Annotated in this window: 14 protein-coding genes and 1 pseudogene; 9 read left to right on the forward strand and 6 right to left on the reverse strand. The window is 66.4% G+C overall.

The genetic code is table 11. From position 1 onward, the window contains the following. Positions 1 to 4: 4 nt before the first annotated feature. Positions 5 to 1,693: an FAD-dependent oxidoreductase gene (locus tag H7K34_RS13125; RefSeq protein WP_264062366.1), complete on the forward strand. Its 1,689-nt coding sequence runs from the start codon at positions 5 to 7 to the stop codon at positions 1,691 to 1,693. On the opposite strand, the gene H7K34_RS13130 is transcribed toward H7K34_RS13125, so the two are convergent. Together H7K34_RS13130 and H7K34_RS13135 are read right to left on the reverse strand one after the other, a co-directional pair. After that, positions 1,690 to 2,148, reverse strand: a complete 459-nt coding sequence (locus H7K34_RS13130) for a VOC family protein (RefSeq protein ID WP_264062367.1) — start codon at positions 2,146 to 2,148, stop codon at positions 1,690 to 1,692. The two genes, H7K34_RS13125 and H7K34_RS13130, sit on opposite strands and share 4 nt — an antisense overlap. Positions 2,149 to 2,276: 128 nt before the next feature. Next, positions 2,277 to 3,398 carry a citrate synthase 2 gene (locus H7K34_RS13135; RefSeq protein WP_264062368.1) on the reverse strand — a complete coding sequence of 374 codons (1,122 nt, stop codon included), beginning with the start codon at positions 3,396 to 3,398 and terminating at the stop codon, positions 2,277 to 2,279. A 71-nt stretch (positions 3,399 to 3,469) separates the two neighbouring features. Here H7K34_RS13135 and pdxH point away from each other — a divergent pair, with 71 nt between their 5' ends. The 3 genes and pseudogenes from pdxH to H7K34_RS13150 all read left to right on the forward strand — a co-directional run bounded on the left by pdxH (position 3,470) and on the right by H7K34_RS13150 (position 6,895). Beyond that, positions 3,470 to 4,141, forward strand: a complete 672-nt coding sequence (gene pdxH, locus H7K34_RS13140; protein ID WP_264062369.1) for a pyridoxamine 5'-phosphate oxidase — start codon at positions 3,470 to 3,472, stop codon at positions 4,139 to 4,141. A gap of 78 nt (positions 4,142 to 4,219) precedes the next feature. Next, a pseudogene (locus tag H7K34_RS13145) lies at positions 4,220 to 5,471 on the forward strand (MFS transporter). 131 nt (positions 5,472 to 5,602) lie between these two features. Then, on the forward strand, positions 5,603 to 6,895 hold the full coding sequence (locus tag H7K34_RS13150; protein ID WP_264062370.1) for a citrate synthase: 1,293 nt from the start codon (positions 5,603 to 5,605) through the stop codon (positions 6,893 to 6,895). Here H7K34_RS13150 and H7K34_RS13155 read toward each other — a convergent pair. Together H7K34_RS13155 and H7K34_RS13160 are read right to left on the reverse strand one after the other, a co-directional pair. Further along, a complete protein-coding gene (locus H7K34_RS13155) occupies positions 6,892 to 8,481 on the reverse strand; it encodes a phytoene desaturase family protein (protein WP_264062372.1) in 1,590 nt (529 codons plus the stop codon). The genes H7K34_RS13150 and H7K34_RS13155 overlap by 4 nt on opposite strands. A 2-nt stretch (positions 8,482 to 8,483) precedes the next feature. Beyond that, positions 8,484 to 8,747 carry a DUF2630 family protein gene (locus H7K34_RS13160; RefSeq protein WP_264062373.1) on the reverse strand — a complete coding sequence of 88 codons (264 nt, stop codon included), beginning with the start codon at positions 8,745 to 8,747 and terminating at the stop codon, positions 8,484 to 8,486. 108 nt (positions 8,748 to 8,855) lie between these two features. Here H7K34_RS13160 and arfA point away from each other — a divergent pair, with 108 nt between their 5' ends. Together arfA and H7K34_RS27050 are read left to right on the forward strand one after the other, a co-directional pair. Continuing rightward, positions 8,856 to 9,428, forward strand: a complete 573-nt coding sequence (arfA, locus tag H7K34_RS13165) for a channel-forming protein ArfA/OmpATb (RefSeq protein WP_264062374.1) — start codon at positions 8,856 to 8,858, stop codon at positions 9,426 to 9,428. A gap of 145 nt (positions 9,429 to 9,573) precedes the next feature. Continuing rightward, on the forward strand, positions 9,574 to 9,720 hold the full coding sequence (locus H7K34_RS27050; RefSeq protein WP_264991793.1) for a sunset domain-containing protein: 147 nt from the start codon (positions 9,574 to 9,576) through the stop codon (positions 9,718 to 9,720). A 16-nt stretch (positions 9,721 to 9,736) separates the two neighbouring features. Here H7K34_RS27050 and H7K34_RS13170 read toward each other — a convergent pair whose 3' ends face one another. Then, the gene (locus tag H7K34_RS13170) at positions 9,737 to 11,077 is read right to left on the reverse strand and encodes a sensor histidine kinase (protein ID WP_264062375.1); all 1,341 of its coding nucleotides are present in this window, start codon (positions 11,075 to 11,077) and stop codon (positions 9,737 to 9,739) included. A gap of 24 nt (positions 11,078 to 11,101) precedes the next feature. Next, positions 11,102 to 11,812, reverse strand: a complete 711-nt coding sequence (gene prrA / locus H7K34_RS13175; protein ID WP_108924650.1) for a two-component system response regulator PrrA — start codon at positions 11,810 to 11,812, stop codon at positions 11,102 to 11,104. Positions 11,813 to 12,042: 230 nt separating this feature from the next. Here prrA and H7K34_RS13180 point away from each other — a divergent pair, with 230 nt between their 5' ends. The 3 genes from H7K34_RS13180 (at position 12,043) to H7K34_RS13190 (ending at position 16,759) form a co-directional block, all read left to right on the forward strand. Further along, a complete protein-coding gene (locus H7K34_RS13180) occupies positions 12,043 to 13,917 on the forward strand; it encodes an ABC transporter ATP-binding protein (RefSeq protein ID WP_264062474.1) in 1,875 nt (624 codons plus the stop codon). Next, entirely contained in the window at positions 13,914 to 15,854 is a 1,941-nt protein-coding gene (locus H7K34_RS13185; protein WP_264062376.1) for an ABC transporter ATP-binding protein, read from the forward strand. The genes H7K34_RS13180 and H7K34_RS13185 overlap by 4 nt, the downstream gene beginning before the upstream one ends. Before the next feature lie 116 nt (positions 15,855 to 15,970). Then, positions 15,971 to 16,759, forward strand: coding sequence for an SDR family NAD(P)-dependent oxidoreductase (locus H7K34_RS13190; RefSeq protein WP_264062378.1), 789 nt, complete (start codon positions 15,971 to 15,973; stop codon positions 16,757 to 16,759). The last annotated feature ends 3 nt before the right edge of the window (positions 16,760 to 16,762 follow it).

Here is a 16,762-nt window from a genome sequence, read left to right on the forward strand (position 1 = left end):
CTTTATGCCGCACGTTATTACCCAGTCGTGCTGTAACGACGGTTCCTGTGTGTTCGCCTGCCCGGTGAACTGCATTCACCCGTCGCCGGATGAACCGGGGTTCGCGACGACCGAGATGCTCTACATCGATCCGGTCGCTTGCGTGGACTGCGGCGCATGCGTGAGCGCCTGCCCGGTGGGAGCGATCGCGCCCGACAGTCGGCTGGAAAGCAAACAGCTGCCATTCGTCGAGATCAACGCCTCGTTCTACCCCGAGCGACCGGCCGACGTGCGGCTGCCGCCGACGTCGAAGCTGGCCCCGGTGATCCCGGCCGCCCAGGTGCATGCCCGTCGTCAGCCGCTGACCGTCGCGATCGTCGGGTCCGGGCCCGCGGCGATGTATGCCGCCGATGAACTGCTGACCCAGCACGGTGTGCGGGTCAATATCTTCGAGAAGCTGCCCACGCCTTACGGTTTGGTGCGTGCGGGGGTTGCGCCCGATCACCAGAACACGAAGAGGGTGACCCAGCTCTTCGACCGGGTCTCGCGTGATCGTCGCTTCCGCTTTTACCTCAACGTCGAGGTCGGCAAGCATCTCAGTCATGCCGAGTTACTGGCACACCATCACGCCGTGCTGTACGCGGTGGGTGCGCCCGACGACCGTCGGCTCGAGATCGACGGCATGGGCCTTGCGGGCACCGGCACCGCGACCGAGCTGGTCGCCTGGATAAACGGGCATCCCGACTTCTCCGATCTACCAGTCGATCTCAGCCACGAACGGGTAGCGATCATCGGCAACGGTAACGTCGCCCTCGACGTGGCGCGCATGCTCACCACTGATCCGGACGACCTGGCCAGCACCGACATCTCCGACCGTGCACTCGCGGCTTTGCGCGGCTCCGAGGTCCGCGAGGTCGTCATCGCCGCCCGGCGTGGCCCTGCCCATTCGGCCTTCACGTTGCCGGAATTGATCGGGCTCACCGGCGTATCCGACGTCGTGCTCGACGCCGACGACCGCAAACTGGTGGCACGCGATCTCGCCACCGCCTCCGACGCGTTGACCCGCAACAAGCTGGAGATCCTGAGCCGGCTTGGCGACGCGTCGGTCTTCGCCACCCGCCCACGTATCCGGCTGGCCTACCAGCTCACGCCCTCGCGCGTGCTGGGTGAGCAGCGCGCCACCGGCGTCGAGTTCTCGATTACCGGCACCGACGAGGTTCGCCGGCTCGATGCGGGCTTGGTGCTGACGTCGATTGGCTACCGCGGCAAGCTAATTCGTGATATCCCGTTCGACGAATCGGCGTCCGTCGTTCCGAATGACGGCGGCCGCGTGGTCGACCCGGGCTCTGGGCGGCCGGTGTCCGGCGCCTACGTCGCGGGGTGGATCAAGCGCGGCCCGACGGGATTCATCGGCACCAACAAGTCCTGCTCGCTGCAGACCGTCCAGGCGTTGGTCGCCGACTACAACTCCGGCGCCTTGCCTTGTCCGGAGGCCAAGCCGGACGAGTTGGATCAGCTGGTGCACGCCCGCCAGCCCGATGTGGTCGACTCCGCGGGATGGGCCGCCATCGATGCCGCGGAGATCGCCCGTGGCATTGACGACGGCCGCCCGCGCAACAAGTTCACCGATGTCGCCGACATGCTCGCGGCCGCCGCGACCGCACCACCGGCGCCGCCCCCGCGACGCCGGCTGTTGGCACGGTTGCTCGGCTAGCTGCCAGCCTGCGCAGACATCGCGGCCTGGATCTCCTCCGTGCTGACCTCGCGCACCGGCTGTCCCAGCGACCAGTGGTGGCCGAACGGGTCGGCGACCGCGCCGTAGCGGTCACCCCAGAATTGGTCCTCCAACGGCATCACGACGGTGGCGCCGGCGTCCAACGCCTGCTGGAATTTGGCGTCGACATCGGTGACGGTCAGGTGGATGGTCACCGGGGTGCCGCCCAGTGCCTTCGGGGTCATCGACTTGCCGCCGCACATTTCCGGGAAGTCGTCGTTGAGCATCACCAGGAAGCCGTTGATGCGCACCGCCGCGTGCACCAGCTTGCCGTCGGGGCCGGGGACTCGGCCCAGCTCCTCGGCTCCAAAAGCCTTGACGTAGAAGTCGATCGCAGCGGCGGCGTCGTCCACCACGAGGTGGGGAGATACTGCGGGTTCGATTTTGATCGCCATTGTGGGTCTCCTTGCTGTCGGTATCGCGGCCGGCCCCGGCTGGGGACCTGCTCACGGTTATTGACTGCGCCCGCGACACAAAATCATCGCGGCGAGACCCATTCAAACGCTGGGCACTGACAAGAAGGTTAAGCGTCGGTGAGAACCCGGTCCCAACCCTCGACGGCCTCCGGGCTGCGCGGGCCGGGCCCCACATAAATGGCCGACGGGCGCACCAGCTTGCCGAGCCGCTTCTGCTCGAGGATGTGGGCACACCAGCCCGCGGTACGCCCGCAGGTGAACATCGCCGGCATCATGTTGGCTGGCACCTCGGCAAAGTCCAGCATGACCGCGGCCCAGAACTCGACGTTGGTCTCGATGGCCCGGTCCGGGCGGCGCTCCCGTAGCTCGGCCAGGGCGGCCTGCTCCAATGCGACCGCGACCTCGTGGCGCGGCGCGCCCAGGCGCCCCGCGGTCGCACGCAGTACTCGAGCCCGCGGGTCTTCCGCGCGGTAGACCCGGTGCCCGAATCCCATCAGCTTGTCGCCGCTGTCCAGGATCTTCTTGACCAGGCCACGCGCGTCGCCGGTGCGCTCGACCTCTTCGAGCATCGGGAGAACCCGCGCCGGCGCGCCACCGTGCAGCGGACCGCTCATCGCCCCGATCGCTCCCGACAATGCCGCCGCGACGTCGGCGCCGGTGGACGCGATCACCCGCGCGGTGAAGGTCGAGGCGTTCATGCCGTGCTCGGCGGCCGACACCCAGTAGGCGTCGATGGCCTCAACGTGCTTGGGGTCGGGCTCGCCCTGCCAGCGGGTCATGAAACGCGCTGTAACGGTTTGGCATTCATCGATAACGCGTTGCGGCACGGCCGGCTGGTAGATGCCGCGCGCGGATTGCGCGACATAGGACAGTGCCATCACCGACGCCCGGGCCAGCTGGTCGCGGGCAGTGGCCTCCTCGGTGTCGAGCAGGGGCTGGTAGCCCCAGATCGGCGCGAGCATCGCCAGGCCCGCCTGCACGTCGACTCGAACATCCCCGGTGTGGATCGGCAGCGGGAACGGCTCAGCGGGCGGCAAACCGTGGCCGAACCTACCGTCGACCAGCAGGCCCCAGACATCGCCGAAGGTGACCTGCTGATTCACCAGGTCCTCGATGTCGACGCCGCGGTAGCGCAGCGCACCGCCGTCCTTGTCGGGTTCGGCGATCTCGGTGGTGAAGGCGACTACGCCTTCGAGGCCGGGGACAAAATCATCCGGTACCACAGTCATAGGAAAATTCTCGCACCTCGGCCTTGAGTCGACGCTACCGGCCGGTAGCAACCGCCGGTAGCGTTGGTCCGATGGCAGGGCCCGACCCCGTAACTGACCAAGATCACCTGCAGCGGATGCGTGTTGAGTACGGGTCAGCAGAGCGCGATGCCTGCCCGGATCTGGACGTTTCCTGGCTGGACGACGGTTGGCTTGCGTTGTTGCGGAAATGGATTGATGACGCCCAAAGTTTCGGTGTCTCCGAGCCAAACGCGATGGTGCTGGCGACCGTCGCGGACGGCAAGCCAGTGAGCCGTTCGGTGCTGTGCAAGAGCGTCGACGAGACGGGGATCACCTTTTTCACGAACTACGACTCAGCTAAGGGGATCGAGTTGGCACAGACGCCGCACGCGTCGGCGACCTTTCCCTGGTACTTGCTGGGCCGGCAGGTGCACATCCGGGGCGCGGTGACCAGGGTCGACCCGCAGGTCACGCAGGACTACTGGTCCAAGCGGCCGCGCGGCTCACAGCTGGGCGCGTGGGCGTCGAACCAGTCGCAGCCGATCGCGTCCCGCGCCGCGCTGCTCGAGCAGGCGGCCGAGGTAACGGCTCGCTTCGCCGATTCCGAGCAGGTTCCGGTGCCGCCCGGCTGGGGCGGGTACCTGATCACCCCCGACGTGGTCGAATTCTGGCAGGGGCGCGAAAACCGGCTGCATAACCGCATTCGCGTCATCGGTAGTCGCGTCGAGCGCCTGCAGCCCTAGCTCGGGGTGACGGATGCGCCGCGTTACGAGGAGGCGGAAATAAAATCCAGAGCGCGGCTGCTCGCGGATACCACCCCGCTGCGTTCGGCTGATTTTCGCCGGCTTTGGGTCGCGGGCATTCCGACGGTCATCGGCGCCAACCTCACCCTTTTCGCGGTTCCCGTTCAGATCTACACCCTTACCCAGACTTCGGCCTACGTCGGCATGGCTGGCTTGTTCGGGCTGGTGCCTCTGGTGGTTTTCGGCCTGCTGGGTGGATCCTGGGCCGACGCCCTGGACCGGCGGTGCTATTAATCGTCACCTCCGGTGGGCTGGCCGCGACGTCGCTGCTGCTGTGGCTGCAGGCGGTGCTGGCGTGCAACGACGTGTGGGTGGTGTTGTACCTGCTGGCATTTCAGCAGGCGCTGTTCGGCGTGAACCAGCCTGCGCGGTTGGCGGCGATCCCGCGGATGCTGCCGGACGACCAGCTAGCCGCCGGCAACGCGCTGAACATGATCGTCGCCGAGTTCGGCGCGATTGCCGGCCTGCTGCTGGCCGGCGTCCTGCTGAACTGGGTCAGCCTGCCGACGCTGTACCTAATTGACACGCTGACCTGTGTGGCGCGCCCATCTGGGCGACGTTTCGGCTGAGGCCCATGCCGGTCGCCAATACCACCGCGGGACCGGGCCGCTGGGGCTTCGGCGCGGTGCTCGAGGGCTTCCGCTACCTGGCCGGTAACACCGTGATGCTGATGTCTTTCGTCATCGACCTGATCGCGTGGATTTTCGGCATGCCCAGGGCGTTGTTCCCGCAGCTGGCCCACGAGAGCTTCGGAGGTCCCATCGACGGCGGCTCGGCGATGGCGCTGCTGTCGGCGGCGGTGCCGGTCGGGGCGGTGGTGACCGGCGTGCTGTCCGGCTGGTTGCCGCGGATCCGGCGTCAAGGTCTGGCCATCGTCGTCTCCATCATCGCCTGGGGCGTCTCGATGGTGGGGTTCGGCGTGGCCAGCGGACTGTCGCACGGCCGAGCGGGCCCGATGCTCTGGGCCGCCCTGGCCTGTGGGGGTGCGGTGGAAATGGTGGCGGCCGCCTTGTAGGTGACCATCCTGCAGCAGGTGGCCTCCGACGACGTGGTCGGACGGCTACAGGGCGTGTTCACCGTCCTCGTCGCCGGCGGGCCCCGGCTCGCCGATTTCGCCCACGGAACCGCGGCGACGGCGGTGGGGACGACCGCCGCTGCGGCCGGGGGCGGCGTGCTGGTGGTCCTGGGCGTGACAATCGCCGCACTGGTGGCGCCGGTATTCGTCCGATACCAGGCGCCGCGACCATCTACTCCGCAAGGTAAGCAATAGTTCAGCTGGAGGAAAACCGTGAGCTCGGCGGAGCAGACCCCGGGCGGGCGCGTCGCCGCGATAACGACTACCTTCAGCTGTACGCACCTAGTCAGGCGCAGCCATACCAGCCAGAGCGCAAAGGGGTTCTCGTGGCCGACACGGACGACACCGCAAGTCTGAAGTACCCGGGCGGTGAGATCGACCTACAGATCGTCAAAGCCACCGAAGGCGCTGACGGTATTGCTCTCGGCCCGCTGCTGTCCAAGACCGGCTACACGACGTTCGACAACGGCTTCGTCAATACGTCCGCGTGCAAGAGCTCGATCACCTACATCGATGGCGACGCGGGAATCCTGCGCTACCGCGGCTACCCGATCGACCAGCTCGCCGAGAAGTCGACCTTCCTCGAGGTCTCCTACTTGCTGATCTACGGCGAACTGCCCACCACCGTCCAGCTGGCCGACTTCACCAAGCGGATTCAGCTGCACACGATGCTGCATGAGGACCTGAAGCGGTTCTTCGACGGGTTCCCACGCAACGCGCACCCGATGCCGGTGTTGTCCAGCGCCGTCAACGCGCTGTCGGCGTACTACCCCGACTCGCTGGACCCGATGGACACCGAGGACGTCGAGCTGTCGACGATCCGGTTGCTGGCCAAGCTGCCGACGATCGCCGCCTACGCCTACAAGAAGTCTGTCGGACAGCCGTTCCTCTACCCGGACAACTCGCTGTCGCTGGTGGAGAACTTCCTGCGCATGACGTTCGGGCTGCCCGCCGAGCCCTACCAGGCCGACCCCGAGGTAGTCCGCGCGCTGGACATGCTGCTGATCCTGCACGCCGACCACGAGCAGAACTGCTCGACGTCGACGGTGCGGTTGGTGGGCTCGTCGCAGGCCAACCTGTTCACCTCGATCTCCGGTGGCATCAATGCGCTGTGGGGGCCGCTGCACGGCGGCGCCAATCAGGCCGTGCTCGAGATGCTCGAACAGATCCGCGAAAGCGGGGACGACGTCAGCGAATTCGTCCGCAAGGTGAAGAACCGCGACGAGGGCGTCAAGCTGATGGGCTTCGGTCACCGGGTCTACAAGAACTACGACCCGCGCGCCCGGATCGTCAAGGAGCAGGCCGACAAGATCCTGGCCAAACTCGGCGGGGATCCGCTGCTGGACATCGCCAAGCAGCTCGAAGAGGCCGCGCTGACCGACGACTACTTCATCGAGCGCAAGCTGTATCCCAACGTCGACTTCTACACCGGGCTGATCTACCGGGCCCTCGGGTTCCCGGTCCGGATGTTCACCGTGTTGTTCGCATTGGGCCGGCTACCCGGCTGGATCGCGCACTGGCGTGAGATGCACGACGAGGGCGACAGCAAGATCGGCCGTCCGCGCCAGATCTACACCGGCTACACCGAACGCGACTACGCCGGTATCGACGGGCGCTAGTCGGCCCTGGGCGAGGCCAGCACCGCCATCGCCGCGTTGTGTCCTCCGATGCCGGATACGGCACCGCCGCGGCGAGCACCGGAGCCGCACAGCATGATTCGTTCGTGCGCGGTGGCCACTCCCCATTGGCGGGCGGGGCTGTCGAGCGCCTCGTCATCGTCCGCGAACGGCCAGGACAGCGTGCCGTGGAAGATGTTGCCTGCCGTCATCCCCAGGGTGCGCTGCAAGTCCAGGGTGGTGGTCGTCTCGATGCATGGCCGGCCCTGCGCGTCACTCATCAGTACCTCCTGAATCGGTTCGGCCAGAACAGAATTCAGTGACGCCAGCACCGCTTCGGTCAGCTGGTCGCGGGAGACGGCGGAGTCGCCGTCCAGCAACGAGTGTGGTGTGTGCAAACCGAACACCGTCATGGTGTGAGCGCCCGAGTCGCGCAACCCGGCCGACAGAATGCTGGGATCGCTCAGCGAATGGCAGTACGCCTCGCACGGCAACGGATCCGGTAGCTTCCCGGCGGCGGCCTGTGTGTAGGCCGAATCCAGTTGGCTCCACGTCTCGTTGACGTGAAACGTGCCGGCGAAGGCTTGTTCGGGGGTGACGCTGTCATCGCGCAGCCGGGGCAGCCGCCGTAGCGCCATGTTGACCTTCACCTGTGCCCCCGGAGCCAGCGGCGCCGGCGGCTCACCGAGCAGTTCGGCCAGCACCGCCGGAGTGACGCCGGCAAGAATGAAGCGCGCTTGAATCCGGTGCTCCTCGCCGTCGCGACGGTAGCGCACCCAGCCGTCCGGTGACACGCTGTAAACCTCTGCACCAGTGGTGATTTCGGCGCCGTGGCGGACCGCGGCGGCGGCCAGGGCCGCGGTCACCGAGCCCATCCCGCCGATCGGGACGTGCCAATCCCCGCCGACCACGTGATAGAGGAAGCAGATGTTCTGCCGCAGCGACCGTTCGTCGAGACGGGCGAAGGTGCCGATCAGCGCATCGGTCGCGATCACACCGCGGACCAGATCGTCGCGCACCGCGTCGGCGATCGCCTGCCCGATCGGCTCATCGACGATGGCCCGCCAGGTGGCGGCGGCTTCGGGATCGCCGGCGGTCAGGACGTGGCGGCGCGCCTGCTTGCGGGTGCGCAGCGGTTCGGTCAGCGTCGGCCAGAGCCGGTCGGTCACCAGGCGGACGCGCCGGTAGAACTCGGCGAAACCGTGTTCGTCCCTGGCGGCGCCGACCGCATAAAACGAATCGCGCTCGTGGTGCGACCCGAGCAGCAGGCCGCTGCGCCCGCCCGTCTCCGGTTGGGGCGTGTACGAGGAGAATCGCCGCCGCGCCAGCCGCACGTCGGCGCCCAAGTCCTTGAGAATTCGTGGTGGCAGCAGGCTGACCAGGTAGGAGTACCGCGACACCCGGACGTCGACGCCATCGAAAGCCTGCGCCGACACCGCGGCCCCACCGATGTGCCCCAGCCGCTCCAGCAACCGCACCCGAAGGCCGGCCCGGGCCAGGTAGCCCGCCGCCACCAGGCCGTTATGGCCCCCGCCCACGACAACTACGTCTGAATCCGGGTCACAACCCGGCGCGCCATCGAGGGACATCGCTAGCCCAGGTAGCCCTCGACCTGGTCGCCGGGACGCACCGCGGCCTCGCGCGGATCGCCACCGGTTTCGCGCAAAGCGCGCCGCTGACGCAGCAGGTCCCAGCACTGGTCGAGTTCGACCTCGACCCGGCGCAGCCGTTCGTGCTCCTCGGACTCGCTGATGTCGCGGTGCTGCAGCTGTGCCCGCAGGTCCTTCTCCTCGGCGACAAGGTTGCGAATGTGCGCCAGGGTGTCGCTGTCGGTCGGTTTCCTACCATCGGCCATTGCTCCAGTGTGCCCGACGCAAGCGGTATCGCTGGGCCGCGTCGGTAGGCTGCATATCGCCCGCAGGACGGACGCGTCCTGCTCAAGTTCATCGAGGCGGGGGCAGTCGTGGGCCTACGGGCGCGTTTCGGCCGAGCGGCCGACTCGCGGCGGGGCCCGATCTCCGCCCGGCGCTCGCAGGGCCTGCCCTGGCTGCTTGGCTTGGTGGTTATCCCGTTGTTGATAGCTGTAATCGGCCATGGTGCTTTCGACCGGGCCGGGGCCACCGGTGCGCCACCACCGATCGCGGTATCGGGCAAGCCCGGTAAGCCGCCGCTATCCCTGGCGCCACTTTCAATTGCCCGCAACGGCAACAACATAACCCTCACCGGAAATTTCCCCTGCGATTCGGCCAAGTCCGTGCTGACGAAGGTGCTGAAAAGCGCCGTCCCTGCCGGCGTCAATATCATCGACCAGATCCATATCAACCCGAATGTCGATGCGCTCGATATCTCAAACGCCGGAACGATTTTCAAGAACAGCGCTTCGGTCGCCGACTTCAATCTCACGGTCGGCGGGGACACCATCACGCTGACCGGAACCGCCGCGACGCAAGATCAGAAGAACACCATCGCGCGCGAGGCCACGCACACCTGGTCGAATCTGGTCCGATTTCCTTTGGGAATGCCGGATTTAGCCTGACCCGGGTGGATGACCGCCGATGGTCGCGCTAAGAATCGCCGCGTCGAAATCGTAGTTGGCTGAGGACGATCCGGCATGGACGCCCGCGCCGTACGGACCCCGCTCGGCGCAGGCCAACCCCGATGGGCGCGGCCCGCCGTGATGGTTGGTCAAGGCGAGTACCGATACCCGGCATTACTACACCCCGGACAACGTCGGCTACGACGCGACGGTTGCCCAGGTGTGGTTTTCCGATGAGCTATCCGGGTTACGAGCCGGTTTTACGCCGTGGCACAACAACTCGGGGAAATGACAAGGGGCGGCGGGCTTTAACTGGGGGCGGGCAGGCGCAGCAGCAGCCGGGCACCGCCCAGCGGGCTGTCTTGCAGCGACGCCGTCCCACCGTGCAAGTGCGCTTGCTGGGCCACCAACGCCAGACCGAGACCCGACCCCGAGTGCGAAGCCGTCGAGCCCCGGGAGAACCGCTCGAACACCACTTGGCGCTCGCCTTCGGGCACGCCGGTGCCGTTGTCGTCGACGGCGATATCCACTCCGGCACGCGAGCTGACCGCCGAGAGCTGGACCCGGGTAGCGCCGCCATGTTTGACGGCGTTGGCGATCGCGTTGTCGACCGCGAGCCGCAACCCGGCCGGCAGCCCCACGATGATGCAGGTGGGCGACGGTACCAGCGATACGTCGAGGTCCGCGTAGACCCGCGTCGCGTCGTGGGCGGCGCGGTCCAGCAGCTCGGTGATGTCGACCGGCACGTGATCGTCGGAGGTGGACAGCTCGCCCTGCGCCAACCGCTCCAGCGCGCTCAGGGTCGCCTCAATCCGGGACTGGGTGCGGATGACGTCGCTGATCACCTCATTGCGCTGGTCATCGGGGAGATCAAGGGTCGACAAGACCTCGAGATTGGTGCGCATCGCGGTCAGCGGAGTGCGCAGTTCGTGCGAGGACACGGCGGCGAAATCGCGCGCCGAGGAAAGCGCCTCCTTGGTTCGGTTCTGCTCATTCCAGATGCGTTGCAGCATGCCGCGCATGGCCTCGGCGATCTCGACGGCCTCGGTGGCGCCGTGCACTTCGACCTGCGGCGCCTCGTCGCCCGCATCGATCAACCGGGTTTGCTGCGCAAGCTGTTTGAACGGGCGCACCGCGAACGAAGCCAGCAGCCACGCAAACACCGTCGACGCGAAGATGGCAAACCCGCAGATCAGCAGCACCCTGCGGTGCAGATTGTTGGTCTCGGCCAGGGTGGCGTCATATGTCGCGCCGACGGCCAGCGTGGTGGGCAGCGGTCCCGGGATCTCTACCGTGCGCACCCGGTAGCGCACGCCGTAAACGTAGGTGTCGGCATAGTCGACGTCGAGGCGGGGCAGCGTCACGTCGGAATTCGACTTGACCTGGTCCCCGCGCCGGATCGTCATGATCGCGTCCCGGTCGTTGGGCGAATGCGGAATTTCGTCCAGGCCGCGCGGCAAGAAGGGAATCGCGAAACCCGCGGCCTCGTCGAGGCGGCGGTCCAGCCGTTCCTTGCGGTCGTTGGTGATCCCGACCCAGACGACCGCCCCGACGATGAGCACCGGGATCGCGGCGCCGATAGCTGTTGCGAGCACCACCCGGGTCCGCAGCGAGGGCGTACGGGCCAAGATCCGCGACAGGAAATTCATTGGCTGCTGCTGCCTACCGCGCCGTTACTGCATCCGCAGTACGAACCCAACCCCACGGACGGTGTGCAGTAACCTCGGGCCGCCGTTGGCCTCCAGCTTGCGGCGCAGATACCCGATGAAGACGTCGACGACGTTCGTGTCGGCGGCGAAGTCGTAGCCCCACACCAGCTCGAGCAGCTGGGCGCGGGACAGCACCGCCGTCTTGTGCTCGGCCAGCACCGCCAGCAGGTCGAACTCGCGCTTGGTCAAATCGACGTCGACGCCGTTGACCCGCGCCCGCCGGCCGGGGATGTCCACTTCCAGCGGGCCCACCGTGATGGTCTCCGAGGAGGTCGAGGCGGTGGCGCCGCGGCGGCGCAGCAGTGCCTTCACCCGAGCGACCAACTCGGCCAGGACGAACGGCTTGACCAGGTAATCGTCGGCACCGGCCTCCAGGCCGGCCACCCGGTCGTCAACCGAGCTGCGCGCCGACAGCACACAGACCGGCACATCGTTGTCCATGGCGCGCAGGGCGGTGACGACGCTGACGCCGTCCAGCACGGGCATGTTGATATCGAGCACGATCGCGTCCGGGCGGGTCTCGGTGGCGCTACGCAGCGCCTCGGCGCCGTCAACAGCGGTGGAAACTTCGAAGCCGGAAAGTCGCAGGCCGCGTTCCAGCGAGGCAAGCACATCGGAGTCGTCGTCGACGACCAAGACGCGAGGTGAGCTGACGCCAGAGTCCATGCCGCCCATTTTGCCGGATTGTCGCCCACAACGGGTCACAGGGGAGCACCACAGTGGCTAAATGGTTACGTTTTCGAGTCTCGGCCGCGACTGCCGACCAATGACGCCGTGCCATGATCGAATCCAGGTGGCAGGCCAAGACATTGGGGTTCTTGGTCAGCGTTGATGTTGCGGGCCTTCGATTTCGGTGCCACTGCCGCACAGGAACTTCTACAGGCGGAATCGTTGTGACTAAGGCCATGGGCCCGCTGGATGCACCTGCCCTTCGCTCATCGTCTGCGATCGCCGCTGCGCCCAAACGCCCGGGTGCGGCGTCGGACCTAAAGCGGCTCCTTCCCTACCTTATTCCGCACCGCGCGCGCTGGATCGTCATCGTATCGGTGGCGATCGCCAGTCTCGTTGCCACGGTGGGCATCCCGATCATGACCCGAGCGGTGATCGACGGGCCGGTACGCCACCATGACCAGAGCGGCTTGTGGATGCTGGGCATCGGGGTGACAGCCCTTGGTCTGGGCGACGCGGTGATGTTGTTCATCCGCCGCTGGTTCACCGCGCACGCCACGATGGGCGTCGAAACGGATATCCGCAGGGACCTGTACGCCCGCCTGCAGATGATGCCCATGTCGTTTCACCATCGGTGGCAAACCGGCCAACTGGTGTCGCGGATCATGAATGATCTGGCCACGATCCGCGATCTGATGTCGTTCGGAGCGGTGTTCATGCTGCTCAACGTCCTGCAGATCACCGTGGTGACGGTGTGTCTGTTGGTGATGTACTGGCCGTTGGGCCTCGTGGTGCTGGCCTCGATCGTGCCGATCATGGTCACCGTGCTGCATTACCAGGGCGAGTTCACCCGACTATCGCGACAGGCGCAGGATCAATCCGGCCATCTCGCAACGCATGTCGAGGAGTCGGCACTGGGCCGCGGCGTGGTTCTGGCATTCGGCCGCGAGGAGTATGTGTTCGAGCGCTTCGACGCGCAAGCCAGCCGGATGTACGAAATCGGCCGCGCCAAAGTGTCGGTGGCGGCGAAGTTTTGGACCATCCTCGAGGTCATCCCCAACGTGGCGCTGGTTGCGCTGCTGGGCTTCGGTGCATACGCGGCGGGCCACGGTTTGGTGACCATCGGCACGCTGGCCGCATTCATCACAATGACGCTGTCGCTGGTCTGGCCGGTCGCATCGATGGGCTTTCTCCTCTCGATGACTCAGGAGGCGATGACGGCGGCAAACCGGATCGCCGAAATCTTCGACGCACCCTGCACTATCACCGACGGGCCCAATCCCAACCTCGAACCGGTCCGCGCTGGGCGACTCGAGCTGCGCGATGTGGGCTTTCGGGTGCCCGACCCGACGGCGGGCCACAGCTGGTTGCTCCGCCATGTGACGCTGGCCGTCGAGCCCGGCGAGACGCTGGCCCTCGTCGGCGCCACCGGTGCGGGCAAAACCCTTCTGACAGCGTTGCTTTCCCGAATCTACGACGCCTCGGAGGGGCAAATACTGCTGGACGGGCAGGACATTCGCCAGATGTCGCTGCCGTCGCTGCGTGGCTCGGTGTGTACGGCCTTCGAGGATCCGACGGTGTTTTCGATGTCGGTGGCCGAGAACCTGCGGATGGGCCGGCCGGACGCCACCGATGCGGAGCTGGCCGCGGCCGTCGACATCGCGGCGGCGCGGTTTGTCTACGAGCTGCCGTTTGGGATCGATACCCGCATCGGCGAACAGGGCATGCGGCTCTCCGGTGGGCAGCGCCAGCGGTTGTGCCTGGCCCGGGCCATCGTCGCGGCGCCGCAACTGCTGGTGATCGACGACGCCCTGTCGGGGCTCGACGCGCATACCGAGACCGAGATCACCGCGGCACTGCGGGTGGCGCTCAAGGGGGTCACCGGCATCATCGTCGCGCGCCGGCTGTCCACTGTGCTGCTTGCGGATCGAGTGGCGTTACTGGAAGACGGCGAATCCGGTCCAACCATCACCCACGTCGGCAGGCATCGGGAGCTTTTCGCCCGGGTGCCGCGCTACCGCTACCTATTGACCGCCCGCCAGAGTTCTGACAATGACGTCATCGATTGCACTACAAGAGATTTCGCACTGAAGATGACGGAGCATCAATGACCACGCTGGATACCAGGCCCATTTTGATCGTTACCGACCAAACCGACCACGACCACCACGACCCAGCCCTCGACGCGACTCAGGTTCGCGGCCGGGATGCGCGAGCCCTGTTGGGTGCGCTGATGCGGCCGCACGTGCTGACCCTGGTGCTGCTGCTGGGCGTCGCCTTGGTGGAAAATGCTGCGCGGCTTTCGGTTCCAATGCTGGTGCGGCGGGGTATCGACGATGGAATTCCAGCGGTCACGCACGGTGGCTCGGCGCGCGGACTGGTGCTCGTCGTCGGCGCGCTGTGCGCGGTGGTGGTGGTGCACGGCATCAGCCGCTGGCTTTTCCTGAACCGGGCCGGACGGCTCCGTCAGAAAGTGTTGCTGGACTTACGCCGTCGGCTGTTCCGGCACTTCCAGCGGCTCGACATCGCCTTTCACGAGCGCTACACCACCGGCCGGGTGGTGACCCGGCTGACCAACGACGTCGAAGCCGTTGACGACATGCTGTTCGCGGGATTCGACTGTTTGATCACCGCTGCGCTCACCCCGCTGGGCATAGCGGTCCTACTGGTCGTCCTGGACTGGCGGCTCGGGCTGATGTGCCTGGCGGTATTCCCGATCCTGTTGGTTATGGGCGCGTGGTTCCGTCGCCATTCGGCCAGGACCTACGGGGAGGTGCGCGAAAGCACCGCGCTGGTCATCATGCAGTTCATCGAGACGATGTCGGGCATCAAGGCATTGCAGGCATACCGGCGCGAGTCGCGGGCCCAGGTGGTTTTCGAGGACATCGCCCACCAGTACCGGGCGATCCTGGAGAAGGCGTTCAAGCTGATGGCTGTCTTCACCCCCGGTGTCAAGGTGATCGGCAACGTCACCACCGCAGTAGTGATCCTTTACGGCGGCAGCCGGGTGCTGGGTGGTGATATGACGATCGGCACTTTCGCTGCCTTCCTGCTCTACCTGCGGATGTTCTTCGAGCCGCTGCATGAGATCACGCATTTCTTCAATGCATTTCAAGCCGCGACGTCGGCGTTGGAGAAGCTCGCCGTCGCGCTCAACCGGCGCCCGGCGATCGCGGAACCGGAGATGCCCTTGGCGCGCTCCGGTGACGCGCGGGCAACAGACTTTGCTTCTGGCACAGTCATTTTCGACAACGTACATTTCAGCTATGTGCCGGGACGTCCGGTTCTCTCGGGTCTGTCGGTGACGATACCGGCCGGTCAGACGGTGGCGCTGGTCGGACGCAGCGGCACGGGAAAGTCCACCATCGCCAAGCTGCTGGCCAGGTTCTACGACCCGACCTCGGGATCGATCACGCTGGACGACGTCGACCTTCGCGATCTCGCGCACACCGATTTGCGCCGCAATGTGGTGCTGGTTGCGCAGGAGGGCTTCCTGTTCACTGGCACGATCGCCGACAACATTCGGTTTGGCCGGCCCGACGCAACCGATGCGGAGGTCCGGGATGCGGCCGCCGCGATCGGCGCGGACCTGTTCATTGCCGCGCTGCCCGAGGGGTATCAGACCGAGGTCAGCAACGGCGGGGTAGCGCTGTCGGCTGGTCAGCGTCAGCTCATTGCCCTGTCTCGCGCGTTCGTGGCCGACTCGGCGGTGCTGATTGTCGACGAGGTGACGTCGGCGCTGGACGTCCCCGGCGAGCGGATGGTGCAGCACGCGCTGGAGACCGTGCTGGCCGACCGCACCGCCCTTATCATCGCCCACCGGCTTGACGTGGTCGACAGCGCCGACCGGGTGCTGGTGCTGGGCGAGCACGGCGAGATCGTCGCCGACGGCACCCCGGCCGAACTGATCCACCACGGCGGGCAAACGCCGCGTCGCTGTGGTTGTGGCGGCCGATCGGCGGTACCTCGTGCCGCCCAACTGCAACACCAGCTGCCGTCGCACAGCCGTTACGTCCAAGGGCCTCAGGGTAATCCGATGCCGCGGTAGCGGCGCAGCCGATCGCTTCGAATTGGCCAGGAAGGCAGGTGACTGGGCGATAGTCCATCGACAACCCATGTTCTTAACGAGTCGCAGGATGCCCGCAAGTTGCTAATGTCGGCGTGATGGCAGGGCAACTGGACGGACGTGTCGCGTTGGTCACTGGTGGCGGCGCGGGAATCGGCGAGGGGGTCGCGCGCAGATTCGCCGACGAAGGCGCGCGTGTCGTCGTCGCCGAATTCGATCCCAACTCCGGGCAGCGGGTGGCCGACCAGATTTGCGGGTTCTACGTACGCGTCGATGTCACAGTCAAAGAGCAGGTGGTGACGGCCGTGCGGACCGCTGTCGAGCGGTATGGGTCGATCGACATCGTCGTCAACAACGCGTGGAGCGGCGGAGCTATCGGGCGCGTTGAACACAAGACGGACCAAGCGCTGCGCGACGGCATCGAAATGGGCTACCTGGCCCCGTTTTGGGCGATGCAGGCCGCCTACCCGCACATGCGGGAACGGGGCTGGGGCCGAATCATCAACATGGTAAGTCTCAATGGCGTCAACGCCCACATGGGCTCGTTGGAGTACAACTCCGCAAAGGAAGCGCTGCGCGCACTGACCCGTACCGCCGCCCGCGAGTGGGCGCCAACCGGAGTGACCGTCAACGCGATCGCGCCGGCAGCGAAGACGCCGGCCTTCCTCAAGGTCGTTGGCGACAATCCGGACATTGTGGCGCTGGCCGACATGGCGAACCCGATGGGCCGGATGGGTGACCCTTACGACGACATTGCCCCGGTCGCGGTGTTCCTCGCCTCCGACGCCAGCAGCTACCTGACCGGCAACACCCTTTTCGTTGATGGAGGATCGCACATCAACGGTGTCGCCTGGGCGCCGGACCTCGACGCATCCTCGACAGTATGATTC

This window comes from Mycobacterium montefiorense (genome assembly GCF_025823255.1).
GTDB lineage: Bacteria > Actinomycetota > Actinomycetes > Mycobacteriales > Mycobacteriaceae > Mycobacterium > Mycobacterium montefiorense.

Bases quoted from the DNA above. Each gene is read 5' to 3' on its own strand.
- H7K34_RS13135 (WP_264062368.1), bottom strand. From the start codon at position 3,398: ATGACTGTGGTACCGGATGATTTTGTCCCCGGCCTCGAAGGCGTAGTC.
- H7K34_RS13190 (WP_264062378.1), top strand. From the start codon at position 15,971: ATGGCAGGGCAACTGGACGGACGTGTCGCGTTGGTCACTGGTGGCGGC.
- H7K34_RS13180 (WP_264062474.1), top strand. From the start codon at position 12,043: ATGGGCCCGCTGGATGCACCTGCCCTTCGCTCATCGTCTGCGATCGCC.
- H7K34_RS13160 (WP_264062373.1), bottom strand. From the start codon at position 8,747: ATGGCCGATGGTAGGAAACCGACCGACAGCGACACCCTGGCGCACATT.
- H7K34_RS13125 (WP_264062366.1), top strand. From the start codon at position 5: ATGCCGCACGTTATTACCCAGTCGTGCTGTAACGACGGTTCCTGTGTG.
- H7K34_RS13170 (WP_264062375.1), bottom strand. From the start codon at position 11,077: ATGAATTTCCTGTCGCGGATCTTGGCCCGTACGCCCTCGCTGCGGACC.
- prrA (WP_108924650.1), bottom strand. From the start codon at position 11,812: ATGGGCGGCATGGACTCTGGCGTCAGCTCACCTCGCGTCTTGGTCGTC.
- pdxH (WP_264062369.1), top strand. From the start codon at position 3,470: ATGGCAGGGCCCGACCCCGTAACTGACCAAGATCACCTGCAGCGGATG.
- H7K34_RS13130 (WP_264062367.1), bottom strand. From the start codon at position 2,148: ATGGCGATCAAAATCGAACCCGCAGTATCTCCCCACCTCGTGGTGGAC.
- H7K34_RS13155 (WP_264062372.1), bottom strand. From the start codon at position 8,481: ATGTCCCTCGATGGCGCGCCGGGTTGTGACCCGGATTCAGACGTAGTT.
- H7K34_RS13185 (WP_264062376.1), top strand. From the start codon at position 13,914: ATGACCACGCTGGATACCAGGCCCATTTTGATCGTTACCGACCAAACC.